At 26.5% G+C, this 18781-nt stretch carries 14 protein-coding genes; 2 read left to right on the forward strand and 12 right to left on the reverse strand.

All coding sequences use genetic code 11. From position 1 onward, the window contains the following. The first annotated feature begins 147 nt into the window (after positions 1–147). Positions 148–1659: a stage V sporulation protein B gene (spoVB, locus tag BN1711_RS08170; protein ID WP_082174134.1), complete on the forward strand. Its 1512-nt coding sequence runs from the start codon at positions 148–150 to the stop codon at positions 1657–1659. Between the two features lie 49 nt (positions 1660–1708). Here the strand turns inward: spoVB and BN1711_RS08175 are convergent, their stop codons facing one another. The 7 genes from BN1711_RS08175 to BN1711_RS08210 form a co-directional block, all read right to left on the reverse strand. Next, positions 1709–2107 carry a hypothetical protein gene (locus BN1711_RS08175; RefSeq protein ID WP_050607668.1) on the reverse strand — a complete coding sequence of 133 codons (399 nt, stop codon included), beginning with the start codon at positions 2105–2107 and terminating at the stop codon, positions 1709–1711. Positions 2108–2374: 267 nt separating this feature from the next. Next, positions 2375–2788 carry an NUDIX domain-containing protein gene (locus BN1711_RS08185; RefSeq protein ID WP_050607670.1) on the reverse strand — a complete coding sequence of 138 codons (414 nt, stop codon included), beginning with the start codon at positions 2786–2788 and terminating at the stop codon, positions 2375–2377. A gap of 131 nt (positions 2789–2919) precedes the next feature. Further along, entirely contained in the window at positions 2920–4515 is a 1596-nt protein-coding gene (locus BN1711_RS08190) for a putative polysaccharide biosynthesis protein (protein ID WP_050607671.1), read from the reverse strand. Between the two features lie 13 nt (positions 4516–4528). Continuing rightward, a complete protein-coding gene (locus tag BN1711_RS08195) occupies positions 4529–5512 on the reverse strand; it encodes an RluA family pseudouridine synthase (RefSeq protein WP_050607672.1) in 984 nt (327 codons plus the stop codon). Between the two features lie 423 nt (positions 5513–5935). Beyond that, positions 5936–7114, reverse strand: a complete 1179-nt coding sequence (locus BN1711_RS08200) for a M20 metallopeptidase family protein (RefSeq protein WP_082174087.1) — start codon at positions 7112–7114, stop codon at positions 5936–5938. 74 nt (positions 7115–7188) lie between these two features. Next, entirely contained in the window at positions 7189–9288 is a 2100-nt protein-coding gene (locus tag BN1711_RS08205) for a cell division protein FtsA (RefSeq protein WP_050607673.1), read from the reverse strand. Between the two features lie 96 nt (positions 9289–9384). Further along, a complete protein-coding gene (locus BN1711_RS08210) occupies positions 9385–9684 on the reverse strand; it encodes a hypothetical protein (RefSeq protein WP_050607674.1) in 300 nt (99 codons plus the stop codon). A gap of 357 nt (positions 9685–10041) precedes the next feature. Here BN1711_RS08210 and BN1711_RS08215 point away from each other — a divergent pair, with 357 nt between their 5' ends. Next, complete coding sequence (locus BN1711_RS08215) at positions 10042–11217, forward strand: dicarboxylate/amino acid:cation symporter (protein WP_050607675.1); 1176 nt, start codon at positions 10042–10044, stop codon at positions 11215–11217. Between the two features lie 150 nt (positions 11218–11367). Here the strand turns inward: BN1711_RS08215 and BN1711_RS08220 are convergent, their stop codons facing one another. From BN1711_RS08220 to BN1711_RS08240, 5 genes are all read right to left on the reverse strand, one after another. Beyond that, complete coding sequence (locus BN1711_RS08220) at positions 11368–13374, reverse strand: ATP-dependent helicase (protein WP_050607676.1); 2007 nt, start codon at positions 13372–13374, stop codon at positions 11368–11370. 130 nt (positions 13375–13504) lie between these two features. Next, positions 13505–14986, reverse strand: coding sequence for a nicotinate phosphoribosyltransferase (locus BN1711_RS08225; protein WP_050607677.1), 1482 nt, complete (start codon positions 14984–14986; stop codon positions 13505–13507). Between the two features lie 199 nt (positions 14987–15185). Continuing rightward, positions 15186–15413, reverse strand: coding sequence for a hypothetical protein (locus BN1711_RS08230; RefSeq protein ID WP_050607678.1), 228 nt, complete (start codon positions 15411–15413; stop codon positions 15186–15188). Positions 15414–15524: 111 nt separating this feature from the next. Next, a complete protein-coding gene (locus BN1711_RS08235) occupies positions 15525–16196 on the reverse strand; it encodes a DUF4430 domain-containing protein (protein ID WP_050607679.1) in 672 nt (223 codons plus the stop codon). Positions 16197–16256: 60 nt separating this feature from the next. Beyond that, the gene (locus tag BN1711_RS08240; protein ID WP_050607680.1) at positions 16257–18407 is read right to left on the reverse strand and encodes a DUF4430 domain-containing protein; all 2151 of its coding nucleotides are present in this window, start codon (positions 18405–18407) and stop codon (positions 16257–16259) included. Between the last annotated feature and the right edge of the window lie 374 nt (positions 18408–18781).

The following is an 18781-nucleotide window of genomic DNA, read 5'->3' on the forward strand; positions in this document are numbered from 1 at the left end:
AACAGTCCCTTAATTTTAAGATCCTGTTAGCCTTAATAAAATTTATTGTTCATATATAAATTATTAATTACCTCTATATTTTTATGAATATATTAATACGGCTTTACATAATTATTAATGTTAGTATTATATGGAGGTTTTATTTTGATTTTGAAGAAAAGAAGCACATTCTTTAGAGAGTCCTTAATTCTTATAATATCAAATTTAACTACAGGTCTTTTAAGATTTATTTTTTCAATTATTTTATCTCAAAAATTACAAGCTGAAGGTATGGGACTTTATAGTCTTATAATGCCTATATATGATTTATTTACTTGTCTTATAAATGGTGGTATGATAGCAGCCTTATCTAAAACATCTGCTATTTATTTTGGGAAAGATGATTACGACAATTTACATAAAAGTGTAAACGCAGCTCTAACTTTCGATATTATATGGGCTATAATTATAGTTTCTTTAGTCTTTATAAATTCTCCATATATAAGCAAATACATAATAAAGGATAGCCGATGCACTAAAGCTTTAATAGTTATGTGTCCTGCTATGATATTTATAGCACTTTCCGCTATTTTAAAAGGGTATTTCTATGGTATATCAAAATCAAAAGTACCTTCTATAATTGATATATCTGAAAAAGCTTTTAGAGTACTTGTTTTTCTATTTATTCTAAATTTATTTAATATAAAATCCGTAGAAAATACCGTAACTGCAACCTATGCAACTCTTACTTTTGGAGAGTTTACAAGTTTTATTTTTTTATACTTATTCTATTTAAAAGATAAAAGAAGTTACAATTTTACTAACTACAAATCTGAAGATAGCATACAACTTTTGTTTGATATATTAGTTATATCTATACCCCTTTGTATCAACGGATTTTTAACTACAATTTTATCTACTATATCTACATTAATAGTTCCTAGAAGACTTATGAGTATTGGTATAAATTATAATACCGCTCTTTCTATGATAGGTAAGTTCTCTAATATGGCTTCATCTATACCTTTATTTCCTATAATAATTTTAACCTCTATATGTACAATATTAATACCAAATTTATCAGAAAGCCTAAATAAAAAGGACTACTTTTCCATAGAAAACAAAATTCTTAAAGTATTGAAAATATCCATTATATTAAGCTTAGCTACTGTAGCTGTATGTGTAACTATTCCAAATGAATTAGGATATATGTTCTTTAAGAGAAATGATCTTAAAAATTATATAATTTTCTTATCATTTTGTACACCTTTTGCCTATATATCCGTAGTAAGCTATGCTATCTTAAATGGAATAGGGAAGCAAAAAATATTATTAAAAAACTCTATAATAATTTCAATAGAAGAAGTTATTCTGCTTTATGTCCTTACAGGAATACCTAGTATAAATATATACAGTTGTGGTATTAGTTTGATATTAACCTCTATAACTTCTATAATATTAAATTTTAAAGAAATTACTAAACAATGTTTTATAGATTTAACTTTATTTAATATATTCATATATATATTAAATAGTATATTTGTATTTTTTATATTAAATATAGAAAAAAAAGTTATAAATCTAAACAATGTATATATAAGAAATTCCGTAATAATTGTTAGCGGATTTCTTATAATGTTTATTTTAAGCTCTATTACTCATATTAAATCAAAAAAATAATTTTATATTAAAAAGGTATTGAAAATACTTAAATTCAATACCTTTCTTATTAATCTAAGAATTTTTTTAAATATTCCTCAGCCTTTTTATCTTTAATAATTATTTTGTCGTTATTTTTTAATACTATTATTAAATTATTATCTTCTTTATATTTTCCTAATATATCTTCATATTTAAATATATGATCTCCTATTATAATTCCATACTTATATCTTCCTATCTTAGATGAAAGCAAATTACATTTACGATTATATGAAGTATTCAAAATATATTTTTTATTATATTTCTTCTTGCAAACTTCAACATCTACTCCCATTAATCCATGCAAAAACATAAATAAAAATACAATATCTATAAAAATTTTAGAAAATAAACTTTTATCTATAAAATCATAGAAAATTCCGTAAAATACTACTATATAGTAAAAAGACAATATAAGAATTATCATAAATGAAATTTCAACCTTGGGATCTAATCCTAAATATTGTAATTCACCAACTTTAATTTTTGTAATTCTAATTTCACATTATTATAAACAAAATTAATTATATATTTATTTAAAAAAGTTTCTATTATTATTAATAAAATTTTTGTAGAAATCAAATAATTAGTATAGTGTATTATTAAAATTCCACCCAATACACTTATAAGTATATATAACTTTTTTATTAAAAAATTAAATTTCATATTTAATCCTTTCATAAAAGATATAAATTTAATAGTTATATAAATATTCCAATGCTTTTCTAGTTGTAATAGTTATATTACTTGGCATATTATTAATAGAAAACCACTTCATGTCTTTATGTTTTTGAGGTTCCATATTCTTTACTTTCCCTTGTGTAATTTTAGTAAGAAAAGTAGGCGCTACCCAATGAACTTCCTCTTTTAAAACTATATGATTAGTAACTCCTATAAGCTTAATTATTTCAACATCTACATTAACTTCTTCCTTAACCTCTCTCTTAATTGCATCTTCTATAGTTTCCCCAAATTCAACCTTTCCCCCTGGTATACACCAATATCCTTTCTCTGGCGATCTTTCCCTTAACAATAATAACATCTGGCGCTTTTCATTTAATATAACGGCTCCTACACCAACTCCTATATAATCTCTTCCCTTTTCCATTTGTATCCCCCTTAAAATCTTAAATATATGAAAATTATAACATTAGATTTTAAAAAATCAAAAGGCGTTAATAGCCTTTAATTTTCATTAAAAGTTATTAACCCCTTTCAAAAGCAAAACAGTTCTGATTTTTATTTTAATCTTTTCTTTATAAAATTAGGTATTAATCTTACAAACTTATTAGGAAGTTTATTTAAATCTTCCTTATTTAATCCACCAGTTAATGCTAATGCAAAACCATAGAATAAAATTCCTGCCAATATAGCTACAACTGTGGCTAAGAAATTAGTTATATATCCTTTATTCACTAAAGATAACAACATATGAATTCCTTTAAACACAGCAAAAACTACAACGCCCATTATCTCTGCTGATATTAAAGGTTTCACCATAGGTTTTAATAAATTAAATTTAACCCTCAATGTTTTCTTAATAATTCTATGATTTAATATTATAGGAACTAAAAAACCTACAATACTACCATAAATAGCACCTTTTATATTTATACTAGGAATAGCTATTAAAAAGTAATTTACAGCTATTTTACATATTATACCTATAAGTGAATATATTGTAGCTATGTTTAATTTGCCTATACTTTGAAGTATAGTGGTTTGTATTTGAGCTATAGCCATAAATACTAATACTAAAGCTCCATATCCCATAATGTCATAACCCCTACCTAACTTTAACATTTCATATACAGGTCTTGATAATACCCTAAGTCCCACTGCAGAAGGTATAGCTATTAAAAAGCATAATCTAAAGGCATAATTTATATTACTTTTCACTGCTTTTTTATCCCCATTAACTACAGCTCCTGAAATAGCTGGAAGTATAGCTGCTGATAAAGAAGTTATTATAGCTATTGGTACATTTATAAGCTGTTGATATTTACCTAAAAATCCATATAGTATTGTGGCCTGACTATTAGTAAATCCACCTACCATAAGACGAGACTTAGTATTATATAAATCCACTATATTACCTGCATAATTCATACCTACACATAAAGTTATAGGTAGACCATATTGAATAATTTTTCTTATTAACTGTCTATTAGAATATTTTCTTTCTTTTATTTTGTTGTATTTAATTTTCTTATTTCTATTATAATAATTCAGTAAAAATAATGCTGAAAAAAGAGCTCCTATAGAAGTTCCAATAGTTCCTCCAGCACATCCTAATTCTAATCCATATTTTATCAATAATGCTGCACATACTAAAGAAAATATAGTATTTAATATTTGTTCTATAACTTGAGATACTGCTGTAGGAATCATGTTAGCTCTACCTTGGAAATATCCCCTATAAGCAGATGCTACTGAAGTAAACAATATAGATGGTGCTAAAGCAACTACTGCTATATAGGCTCTACTATATTGTGTAATATTAGCTAAAGGTCTTGCTAATATTATCATAAAAAAAGCCATAATAGAACCTAATAGTAAAAGCATAATTCTTGCTAATTTAAATGCTCTTATGGCGTCTTTATGTCTATCAGTTGCTGTAAGCTCTGATATAAGCTTCGATATAGCTACAGGTATTCCAGCATTAGTTAAAACAAACATAAAGGCATATATCTGATAAGCTGCCGTATATATTCCGTAGCCTTCATCCTTTAATATATATCTTAAAATTGGTATGTATAAAAGAGATAAAATCTTTCCTAGTATCCCTGCTATAGAAAGTATAGCAAAGCCTTTAGTAACTGATTGTTCTTCCATAATTTACTCCCCATTAAAATTTAAATATATCTTTTTTAATCTTTTTAAATATAGGAGGCAAAGTTTCTGCAATTGTTTTATTTTTCATGTATTGCAAAGCCTCTGGGCAATCCTTAAAAACTAACTTATATGCATATAAATATTGATATGATAATCCATATTTATTTTGAAAATAACTATTTAACTTCCTATCCCCATATTTATAATCCCCTATTATAGGATTATTTAGATGACTTAAATGAGCTCTTAATTGATGACTTCTTCCTGTAATTAATTCTATTTCTAAGAAAGAAAAAGAACCACAAGTTTGAATAGTCTTAACATCCATAGCTATTTTTTTAGTATTAGCCTTAGGACTATCATATATTTTAGATATATTAGTATCTTCATTTTTAGATATATAAGCCTCGTATATACCATCCTTTATTCTACCTTTTACTAAAGTAGAATAGTATTTTTTAACTTTTCTCTCTCTTATCATTTCATTTAATGACTTCAAAGCTTCATAATTTTTACCGAATATAACCACACCCGATGTATTTCTATCTAATCTATTACAAGATGCTGGAGTAAATGTAACTTCCAACTCTGGAGTATAATCTCCCTTATCATATAAATAAGATAGAACATAATCTGTAAGGGTAGGATCTCCGCCTTTTCTATTAGCATGAACTAAAACTCCTGGCCATTTCTCAACTAATAGCATATTTTCATCTTCATAAGTAATTTTTAGATGATTATCTATTCTTATAAATTTACTTTTAGCCTTAGTTTTATTGTCAGTTTTATTGTTACTTTTGTTAACAGTTATGTATTGTGCTTTAACAATATCTCCTTGTTGTACAAAATACTTTTCCTTAGATTTTTTACCATTTACTTTTATATCACCTTTTCGTATAGCTTTATATATAGAACTTAGTGGTGTATCTTTAAGCCATTTTCTACAAAATTTGTCTAACCTTTGTCCTGCTTCATTTACTCCTATTACTATTTCCATAGGCACACTCCTTAAAATATAATTACAATAATATTTATATCTTTACATTATATAATTAGCATTTATAAAACTTATAATCTACGTACTAACAATTTATTATATATTACTATGATATTTTTATCAAGTAAGTAATAATATGACTTATTTTCAGTTAATAAGGAATTTTTTTGTAACCCACTTACACTTATTCAATAATATATAAATTTCCCTTTTAATATAATCTAGCTTATATTAAAAATGAAGCTATTTTTTTATATTCTTATTTAATTATATATTAATTTAATGCTTCTTTTATACCTTTAGTTAATCTTGTACAATTTTTTCTCTATGGCTTTTTCAGTATTTAAATTTAAAATTACTACAAAGCTACTTAAAATTAAATAACTTTGTAGTATTTTTATAAAAATATAATTAAATTTTCAATTAAGAATTTAAAAAATCATAAGCAGCTTTGCTTTGAAGCGCTACGCCAATTGGTATAGCATCTTCATCTATATCAAACAAGCTACTATGAGCTGGATGAACTATTCCTTTTTCTTCATTTCTACAACCTAAATAATAAAATACAGAAGGTCTCTCCATAGAAAAATAAGCAAAACTTTCTACACCCATACTTGGCTCCTGTAATATTTCTATATTATCTTCACCTATAATATTTTTAGATGATACTATAAACTTTTCTAGCATTTCATCATCATTATAAAGACAAGGATAACTTTCCTCTATATCTATTTCGCATTGCCCCCTTAAAGAAGTACAGAAGCCTTCAACAATCTCACAAAGCCTTTTCTTTACATATTCTCTGTGTTCTGTTTTCATAACTCTTATAATACCAGATATAGTAACTTCCTCAGGTATTATATTTTGAGCTGTACCACCATGAATACTTCCTATAGTTAATACTTTAGGATCTTGCGGTGGAAGTTCTCTACTTATTATAGTTTGAAGTGCTAAAATTATATTACTAGCTATTATTATTGGATCTACTGAATTGTTAGGTCTCGCTCCATGAGCTCCCTTACCCTTAATTTTTATAGTAAACGGGTTAGAAGCTGCATTTACTACACCTTTTCTTAATCCTATTTTACCTGTATTTATTTTTTCTTCCACATGCAGTCCTATTACAGCATCTACCCTAGGGTTTTCTAACACTCCCTGTTTTATCATAATTCTAGCTCCACCTGTGGTTTCTTCCGCAGGTTCAAATAAAAGTTTTACATTTCCATTTAACTTATCTTTTATACTATTTAATATCTTAGCTGTTCCCATAAGTATTGCAGTATGGGCATCATGACCACAAGCATGCATTCTTCCTTGAATTCTGGATGAATAACTACAACCATTTTTTTCCTCCAGAGGAAGGGCATCCATATCTGCTCTTATAGCTATGGTTTTATCTCCATTTCCCTTTATTAATGCACATATACCTGTATCTGCAGTTTCATAATATTCTATATCTTCATTTCTTAAAAACTCTTTTATTTTTCCTGAAGTTCTAAAAAGATCATAATCTAATTCTGGATTTTCATGAAAATCTCGTCTTAAATCTATTAATTCTTGTTTTATACCTTGTGATAACTTTAAAAAATCTATATTTTCCATGGTTAACCTCCAATTAAATTACTTAAACTTAACTATAATATATCTATATTCAAGTCATAAAGATTGGTCTACATTTATTCCCACTTTATTTCTACTATATCTCCTTGCTTTAATCTATCATAGTATCCTGCAGGTTTACCATTTAAAAGAAGCAGTAAATTTCCTCTAACTAAAGATAAATCAAATTCTATATAATTAAATATATCTACGAATATATATTCTTTCTTACCTTTAAGATCAACTTCTTGTCCATTAGCAGTTACCTTTACACTTACAACCTCTTTTGGTAAATCAGTCTTTTTTTCCTCTGCTACAGTAGTTTTTTCTTCTTTTGTATCTAAAATACTACTAGTTATAGCTACTTCATCATAAGTTTTATTTTCAGTAATATCTCTTGTTTCTTTTTTAACCTGCACTATATCTTTTTTCTCTTCTTTTATTTTATAAATTCTATCTCCTTCTTTTATTTTATAACTATCATCTAAAATTTTATCCTCTAAATAATATTTAAAAACTCCTTGTAAATCATCATAATACTTTTTATAATCCCCTAAGGTTTCTGGAAATACTATATATACTTCATCATTTTCCTTAATTTTATCATTTAAATTAACTTTATTTCCATTTATAAATCCTAAAGGACACATAGTTTCTATAATGTCATTTATAAAGAAGCTAATAGAATATACCTTTTTTATATAATCTTTTATAGTAGGTTCAGCATCCCTACCATTTTTAGCAAACTCTATTTCTACTGTATCTCCTTCTTTTACATTATCCTCTACAGAAGATATTTGTCCATTTATTCTTATTACCGCATTAGAAGATAACGTTCCAAAAGAAACCCTTGGTATATTGTTCAATGTAAATCTTATGTTTTTTCCATTTCGTCCTAAAAGCACTTTAGGACTTATACCTCCCTGAATTATTAAATCCATAACTGTATGCTTATGTGAGTTAAACAAACTAACTATATTTCCATTCAACATTACATCTATAAAATCGTTTCCTAATCTTCTTATAGATGTTAAAGCTATTCCAAGCACAGTAACTCCTTCACTACCAAAGTTAGCTTCATTTACAACACAGTCTAAAACAGCTTGTCTATCTTTTACTGCTATTCTCTCTATAGGAAGATTTAATTTTTTTGATATATACTCTTTTAATAAAGGACTATGAGCACCTCCACCTATAAGAAAAACTGCATTAGGAGATTTATCCCCATTTATTTCTAATATTTTATTTCCTATTTCATCAGCTATCTTTTTAACTGTGGGATCTATAACTTTTAAAATCTCTTGTGATTCTATTTTATTTTGCAATCCAATAACATCTGTATACTCTATAGTTTTTTCATCATAACATTGTTTTTTTATTTTTTCTGCAGTTTCAAAATCTACCAAATAACTTTGAACTATTGCTTCTGTAATTTCATCTCCTGCTAAAGATACCATTCCAAAAGCAGATACAGTATCTTTACTACATATAGCAATATCTGAAGTTCCTGCTCCTACATCTACCAAAGCTAAATTTAAAAGTCTTAACTTTCTAGGAATAGCTGCTTCCATAGCTGCAATAGGCTCTAAAGTTAAACTATCTACAGTAAGTCCTACTTTTTTCATAACGGAATATAAACTATCTATAACATATCTTGGAAGAAATGTAGCTATAACTTCTGTTGCTATTTTTTCTCCTTTTTGAAGAAGCAAATTACTTATTACATAATCATTTAAATAATAATTTTTAACAGTATACCCTACACAATAAAGTTTTCCTTGAGATTTACCAGCAATTTCATCTTCCGCTTTTTTAACTGCTGTAAGTTCCAAACTTCTTATAGTATCTTTATCAATTTCATAACTACTATCTATATCAACTTCTACTTTAACTGTATGAGTCTTTAAAAATCTACCTGCTGCCGCAATAGAAACCTTATTAAGCTGTATATTAAGCTTTTCTTCTAAAGTTCTCTTTACCTTTTCTACTGCACTAGCTACTAAAGTTACATCATGAATTTGTCCATCTATCATAGCTCTTTCTTCATGTTCTATATAACTTTCTTCTAAAATATGAAACTTTTTATCCTTTACTATACCAACTGTTCCTAAAATAGAACGAGTTCCAACATCTAAAGCAAATATTATATTTTGTGAATTAACTTTCATACTCTGCATAGTTATACCTCTTTTTTTTTCATAGTTTAAAAGCTCATATTCTTAGAATATGAGCCTAATAAAATTATATAATATTATAGTAAAATATTCAATAAACTACTCTGTCAAAGTTATTACTCCATTAGAATCATTTATATAAGGTAAGTTTTTAACAATATCACATATATATTTGTGACGACTTTTTCCATTTTCCTCAATTTCCATCTTAGTTACTTTCTTGAAGCATAACATATGACACCAAAAGTCAACAAAATCATCTTTTGTAATAAATTCAGCTTCATCATTACCTTTGACTATAAAACCAGTATTAAAAGTTTCTAATATTTCTAAATCATCTATTTCGTCATTTATTAGTATATTACATACATCATCCCACATCTTTTTAAAATGGACCATTGTTTTTCCTCCTTACCTTTTAAATTATATTGTGATTATTTTTTTAAATATAGTATATCACAATGTGTTTCAGTGTCAATTATTAAAAAACAATAAATTTTATTAATATACTATAATACCTGAATTATAGTATATTTTTCTTCTTTAAACCTCACATATAATTTTTTAAATACAGCTTTATTTTCTAAAAATAGTTAAAGCTAGATATTTATTTTTAAATTTTTTAAATTTATTTTTATTTTTATATAAATTCCTCTTTTTAATCATGTCGTTTTTTGTTACAATAACTCGAGTGTGCATAAATTTTAATAATATATTTATGCTACAAAATATTATTAAAATACTAGGAGGTTTTTTATGTTAAAAAAATTTAAATTAGGATTAATACCCAAAATTCTTTTAGGTATTATTCTAGGTATACTAATAGGTAAATTTACATCTGTAAATGTTGTAAGATTATTTGTAACCTTTAGTTCAATCTTTGGAAATTTCCTTGGATTCGTTATACCTATACTAATTTTAGGATTTATTGTAGCAGGTATTGCGGAACTAGGTACAGGAGCTGGTAAACTTTTAGGTATTACAGTAGGATTAGCTTATTTATTTACCTTAATTTCAGGTTTATTTGCTTATACTGTAGGAATAAACATATTACAATTTATTATTACCCCTTCAACTTCAAGCATTATGGGAAAAGCTGCTGAAGATTTAAAACCATTTTTTACAATTGAAATGAAACCAATAATGGAAGTTATGACAGCACTTATATTTTCATTTTTATTAGGCCTTGGGATATCTGCTATTAAAAGTGATATTTTAAAGCAAATTTCTATAGACTTTCAAAAAATAGTTTCAAAGGTAATCACTAATATCATTATTCCTCTATTACCTTTATACATACTTGGTATATTTGCAAATATGACTTATACAGGAAAATCTAATGCTGTACTTAAAGTATTTGGACAAGTATTTATAATTATTTTAATATGTCATATTATAATTATAATATTCCAATTTTCTATAGGATGTATTTTAAGTAAACAAAATCTATTTAAATGTTTAAAAATACAAATCACAGCATATTTAACTGCATTAGGTACACAATCTTCTGCAGCTAGTATTCCTGTAAACGTAGAGTGTTCCGAAAAAATGGGCATTTCTAAAGGAATAAGACAATTTGTTATTCCTCTTTGTGCAACAACTCATATGTCTGGTAGTACAATCACATTAACTCTTTGTGCTATGTCTGTTATGATGTTAAATGGAATGCCTATAAAACTATCTATTTTTTCTGGATTTATAGCTATGCTTGGAGTATCATTAGTAGCTGCCCCTGGTGTACCTGGTGGATGTGTTATGGCAGCCTTAGGAGTGCTTCAATCAATACTTGGCTTTAACGAATCTATGATAGCTTTAATGATAGCTTTATATGTAGCACAAGATAGTTTTGGAACTGCCTGTAATATCTCCGGTGATCAATCAATTGCCATGATAGTTGATTACTTCAATAAAAAATTTATAAAAAGTAATTAAACAAAACCTAATTTTTAGGATTTATTTAAATTAAGAAAATATTTTTCTGTGAATCGGTGTAACATAATATTACACCGATTTTACTTTCTTAAAATATTTATACCCTCTAGTAAATATTTTAAGATAAATGGTAAAAAATAATACCATCGTTTATTCTTTTATCTTTATTAAATGCCCCTCTGCTAGCACCTTCTTATCAAAACTTCTATCTATACCATCTAAAAATCTTATATTTATATAGCTATCATCGGAGTTTAATATAATACCTTCTCCAAATGCTCTATGAACTATACGTTGTCCTTTTGAGAAAATATCACTTTTTTCTAACTCCATCTTTAAATTACACTCACTTATAAACTTTGAAGTTTCTTTATTTTTTCCTCTTAATAGTTTAGGTACACATATATATAAATGTTCAATGGTCCTGGTTACAGCCACATAAAAAAGTCTTCTTTCTTCCTCTAGATTTATTTCTCCTTCTGAAGTTTTATATGGTATATTATCTTCATTGCAATTTATTACAAATACATTTTTAAACTCCATACCCTTAACTCCATGAATAGTACTTAAAATAACGCTATCCTCATTTATATCCTTTTTAGTTATCTCCTTTTCTACTTCCTCCACATGAGCTAAAAATGCAATTATACTTGTATATTCTTCAGCAGATTCCTTTAATTCCTCTACTATTTCTATAAGTTCTTCTTTTTTTATCTTTGTTCTCTCACTATAGGTTTTTATATAAGATTCATAATCTAAATTCTTCATTATAAAATTAATTGCTTCAGTAGCTTTCATTTTACTTATCTTAACTATATCTTTTTGTATATCTTCTATATTTTTAATTTGAAAAGGTTGTATATCACTTTGAGATTTTAGTATTTCAAAACAATCTTCATCATACTTATAATTTCTAACCTTTTCTGTATTTAACTTACTTATATATCTAAAAGGTTTATTTATAATTCTAAGAAATGCTTTTCTATTTCTAGTATCTAGACTTAAATACATATAATCTAAAATATCTCTGCAAACAAAATGTTGAAAAAAATTATATCCTTTATCTAAAAGTCTAAAAGGTATACTGTGTTTAAAAAATACATCTGTTATACTTCTACTTTCCATATTAGTTCTATAGAGTATTGCTATTTCCTTGTACTTATACCCTTTTTCAATCACATCTTTAACTACTTTACATATGTATTCTGCCTGTTCTCTTTCATTAAAAAAAGAAGATATATTTATTTTCTTATTCTCATCCCTATGAGCTTGTATACTTTTATTATTTCTTATCTTATTATTAGAAATAAGTTTTTTAGATACATCTACAATATTATTAGGACTTCTATAATTATAAACTAAATATTCTTTATTACCATCTTCAAAATGTTTAGCAAAATCCACCATACATTCAGGCTTTGATCCTCTAAATGAATATATACACTGATCTTCATCTCCTACAGCAAAAATAGAATTTCCCTCTCCCAACATTTTAAGAATTTCAATTTGCAGTCCATCACAATCTTGAAATTCATCAACCAATATATATTTAAATAAATTTCTATAAGATCTTAAAAGCCTAGGATTATTTTTAAATAATCTAAATATATTTATCTGCAAATCATCGAAATCTAATAACTCCCTTTCCTTTTTATATTCCTCATACTTTGTATAACATTCTACAAATATACTCTTATCTATTTTAGATGAAAAATTCTCCAAATGCTGTCCACTTGTTTTTAAAACAGATATATCGTTTAAAACATCCTTTATTTTGTCTTCACTTACAGTATCTAAATACTTCATAAGAATAGTATTTATTAAATTAAAGCTATACTTTCCCTCTATTATATTTATTCTTCCATAATATCTTGAAAGTATCTTATAAAACAACCCATGAAAAGTTCCAAAAAAGGGACTTCTATTAATATTTAGAATAGCTTTATATCTTTGTTTCATATTCATAGCTGCAGCTCGTGTAAAAGTTATTACTATTATATTGTTAGGATTTATATTTAAAATTTCTGTTAAATAAACTACTCTATTTATAATAACAGTAGTTTTTCCACTACCTGGAGGCGCTACTACCAAAATATTTTTATCTTCGCATACTACTGCTTTTTTTTGATGTTCATCCAAAAAACTATAATCCACCATAAAACTACTACTAGAAAATCACTAGTATTCTTCCCCCCCTTAATACTTTCTAAAATAAATTAAAAGGATTCTAAATTTATCTAATCAAAAGATTAAAATAAATAAGAATCCCATAAATTATAACATATAATTATTCTTCATAAGTATTTGAATATAAATGTAAAAGTTCTTGCTTAATTCTCCAAAGTTTTGGTGAAAGATCTACATAATAATTATGAGGATTTTCAAATCTTAAAACCTCAGGCCATAATCTTTCTGTTTGCTTTTTAGCTATATTTTTAATATCCATAACATTTGGACTTTCATATACTTGCTTTCCTTTATCAAATATCTTAACTAGTAATTCCTCTGCATAATAATTTTTAACTTTCTTCTTTTTCCAAGTAAACAATGGGTCAAATATTTCTAGTGGTTTACTTTCATCTATTTCTTCATCTCTCATAGTTATAAGATCTGCTATGGCTTTATGAGAGGTTTTATCATATATTCTGTAAACTTTTTTAAAACCCGGATTTGTAATCTTTTCTTGATTCTCACTTATCTTTATTCTTGGAGCTATAATGCCATCTGTCTCTTCTATAGCAGCTAACTTAAATACTCCTCCAAAAACAGGTTCTGATCTTGCAGTTATAAGTCTTTCTCCTACACCAAAGCCATCTATTTTAGCACCTTGGCTTAAAACATCCCTTATTATAAATTCATCCAAAGAATTAGACACTAATATATCAACATCTTCATAACCTGCTTCATCTAATAATTCTCTACATTTTTTAGTAAGATAAGTTATATCTCCACTGTCGATTCTTATTCCCTTTGGTCTATATCCCTTTGGTCTTAATACCTCATTGAAAACTCTAATAGCATTAGGTATACCAGATTTTAATACATTGTAAGTGTCTACTAAAAGTACACAGTTATCTGGATATACTTCTGCCCATGACTTAAAGGCTTCATATTCACTTGAAAAAAGTTGTATCCAACTATGAGCCATAGTCCCTGAAGAAGGTATTCCAAACATCTCCTCAGATATAGTACATGCTGTAGCATCACAACCACCAATTACAGCCGCCCTAGCTCCATATATAGCTCCATCATAACCTTGAGCACGTCTTGAACCAAATTCCATAACAGTACGTCCTTCAGCTGCTCTACATATTCTATTAGCCTTAGTAGCAATAAGAGTTTGGTGATTTACTGTAAGAAGGATCATAGTTTCTAAAAATTGAGCTTGAATAGCAGGCCCTCTAACCGTAACCAAAGGTTCATTAGGAAATACAGGATATCCCTCTGGTACTGCCCATACATCACAACAAAATTTAAAATTTCTTAAGTATTCTAAAAATTCTTCTGAAAATTGATTTTTTTGTCTTAAATATTCTATATCATCATCGGTAAATCTTAAATCAGATAAGTATTCTATAAGCTGTTGAACTCCAGCCATAATACAATATCCACCACCGTCTGGTACTTTTCTAAAAAACATATCGTAGTAAGCTATTTTTTCACCTACACCACTTTTCAAATATCCATTTCCCATGGTAAGTTCATAAAAATCTACTAGCATTGTAAGATTTCTATTGTTTTTCACATCAAAATTCTTAGTATATTCCATAGCTAATTCTCCTCTGTATTTTAGTACACACACTGGTAATACATATTTCATGTGTATATACAACATTTTAATACTTTATATTACTTATTACAATACTTTATACAAATTTAAAACATTAACTAAAAATATAAATCTGAGCATAAGTTTTCTACTCAGATTTATACTACACACAATAAAATACAATACTTAATATCTTTAATTATAAATAATGTTTATTGGTAACACTATAATTCTCCGCTATAAAGTCCATTCCCTCCACTATAAAAGGATCGTTGTCTAATTTATCAAAATCTTCTTCGATTTTTAATTTATTATATTCTAAACTCTTAAAAGGACATTCTCCGTCATTATGCTTATAATTGTATAACGCACATTCTCTGAAACATTCTACGGTTTCATCAACAGTAGATAAAAATGGACATTCCATATAAATTCCCCTTTCCATCCCTTATAATAAATCATCTAATATTATACATTAGAAAAGAGGTATTTTAAATAGTATTGTATGAAATTAACTAAATTTTTATAATATTTTAAATTAATTATTAACTCCATCCTTAACAAACTTCCAAATTAAGCTATCTCCAGCTTTTAATTTATAAGCTCCTGCTGAGTTAGATGCCTTAACTCCATTTACATAATAACACCATCCACTAAGAGGTCCTTTAGATTTTTCATTTATACCTGCTATAGAAGAAAAGTATATATTATCACCATATCCCGTTGCTTCATATCTCCCTTGCATAACCTTAATAGTAACTTCACCAACACTAGGATTATTTGAAAAATCAATATAAGTTGAAGTTATAGTCTTTCCAGTAGTTTCGTCTTGAATTAAAATATTTGGAGTCTGGGTTTTATTCTCTGATATATTATTATTATTATTTTTAGATTGTGGAGAGATCTTCTCTTTTGAATTATTATTTTCTTTTGAAACATTATTACTCTTTTGCTTAGGCTGAGTATTGGTTGATGTTTTATTTGATTTTTTACTAGATTTATTTTCTTGTATACTATTTAAATTATTGTTTTCTTTATTTTCCTGTTTTTTTTCATTCTTATCTTTAACAGTTGTATTTTTACGTTGAGTTGAAATTTGTCTATTATTGTCGTTAGGATTTATCATACTTTTTTCTACAGATTTTGCTCCTAAAATAGTTCCTATAGATATAAGTATAACCATTAAAGATAAAACTATCTTCTTCTTCATTTTATTCCTCCCAGATTAAATCTTTTGTAATAATTTAAGAGGGGTCTTCCCCCTCCTTTTTTATTTCTTTTTCCATATAAAATATAAACTTATTAAAGACACGCATATAACACCAACTATTATAGTATTAGTGATTTTACTCTTCCCAAATAAAAATATATTTTCTTTAGTTTCTTTAGTTTCTTTAGTTTCTTTATTATTTTTAACGTATGTTTTAGATTCCATATTATTAACATTGTTATTGATAGACATTTCTTCATTAGACTTATTAACCTTATTGTCGTCATCTTTCAAAAGTGGTTCTTCCATTTCGTTTTTTCCAAAGGCATGATTTTTAGCTTTGTTCTCTATAATCTTTAAAGCTTTTTTTGAAGAATAAAAGTCATTATTTTTAAAGCTATGCTTATTGGAACTTAATGGTTTATTATAACTGTTCATTGGAATATTACCATTTTGGGTATTATCCTTGTGCTTTATTATCTTATTTGAATCTTTATTATAATTTTGCTTTACTTTATAATCATATATAGGTAGTTTATCTGCCTTAACTTTATTTGCATAATAGTTATACTTACCAGTTTCATTAAAGTTTTTCAGGGAAATATATGCTCTAAGTGCTTGTTCTGTGGAAAAATTATTTCCTCTTTTATCTTCTAAAGTATGTTTTAAAGTACCATCCTCTAACTTAAGACTTAAAAGTCCAGACAATAGGTTTCCTTTTGTTTTTTGGAAATCTCCTTTACTAGGATCTATGCCAAGTGAAGTTAAAGCCATTATAGCACAAGCTGTACTTTCACTAGATACACCATAGCTTCCCTTTATAAGTCCATCTTCAGTTTCCATATAATTTAATGTTTTAACAGCTTTATCTAATGCATTTTTTACTTTTATATCTTTATCATAGAAAGGTTCCAATGCACCTATAACCATAGCTGTCATATCTGGATCTATATCCTTAGCACCACTATAGAAATTCCAACCATAATATTCTTTATCAAAAATCTTTAATTGAACTTTACTTTTTATGATATAATCCTTTAATACCTCTCTTGTTATCTTATAATTTCCATTTATGTCTCCGTAATTATAAACTATTAAAGCAAAAGCGGCATCATTTACTAAGAAAGAATTTATATCTCTATTATATAAATTTTCTATTAAATTACAATTAGCAAAGTTATATGGATTATATCCTGCTGCCATAATTCCTAAAATAGCTTTTTCAACTTCTGTATTAGACCATTTACTTATAGGTTTAACTTTTAAAGCCTTCTCATAATCTTTTACATATTCTTTACTAAAATCTATACCTAATGCTTTAAAATCCAAAGCTATCCAAGCGTTAATTGGAAGATTTTTTACATAATCTACAGTAGCTGAAAACTGCTTATCTATATTAATATTATTTTCTACTTTATCTTTATTTTCATCATTATCTGTATTAATATCTTTATCATCTTTACTACTTGTATCTTTATGTTCTGTATTTTCCTTATTTTTTTCACTTTTATTTATATTGAAATGAATAGTATCTCCTACTACCTTAGGTAATTTTTCTCCATCTATTGAAAAATCGCTTAAAGTAAGAGTGTGGTCCCCTTGTTTTAAACCATCCTTTATATGAATTTTATTTCCTTCTAAATTAACAGTATATCCGTCTATTTTAACATTTATATCTTTTACTAAAGTTATATTATCTTTACCTGTATTCCAATCCTTTTTTACATTATTTAATGTTATAGTTAAAGGCTTCTTTTCTTCTAAAGTAGAATATTTTATTTCATTAGGTAATAATGTAGTGTTCCATTCACCAAAATATATTATTAATCTATCCTTATTTTCTAATCTAAATTTATCTATAGAACACATAGGTTCTACATACTTATTACTTCTGTTTACAACATAACTCCAACCAGAATACTTTTTTATACTCCCTGGTTCTATATTCTCTATAGACTTTATGTATTTTCCATATTCACTGTCTTCTGCTTTATATTTTATATTATGTTTAGCTAAAACCTCCTGTAAAGCTTCATAAGCATTATCCTTATCAGATTTATCTTCGGTAATTACATCTTTAACACCATTTACTATGACCTCTACTGAATAATCTTTTTGATCCTTTGCAAAAACAGAACATGAATTAAATATATTTAAGGTTAAAAATAACCCACATATAATGCTACTTAAAATCCTCTTTTTGATTTTCATGGTATTCCCCCTATACATTTACTGTCGATTTTTTATTTTTATCTAATAATTTCTCTTTGTATATTGTTTTAATTCTTAAGTTTTAATTTAATTTTGTCTGGAGTAACAGTATTTCATATTATTAAAAATACATTTTTAACTCTCAATCTCTTATTTACCAATATAATTAGTAATGAATATTTTTCTGCTATTGGAGTAGAACATAAAGCATCTGGGTAGTTTTGACCTGTACAAATAATTAAATTATCTTATTTTTGCTAGTACTTAAGTATTGCTTTATTTGTTTCATATCTATCTTTCTCTACTAATGATTTAAAATTTAAATTTTGATTTTAGTTTTAATTTTGGTGTTTTTATTTGCCACATTAACGCTA

This window comes from Clostridium niameyense (assembly GCF_001243045.1).
GTDB classification, from domain to species: domain Bacteria; phylum Bacillota; class Clostridia; order Clostridiales; family Clostridiaceae; genus Clostridium_F; species Clostridium_F niameyense.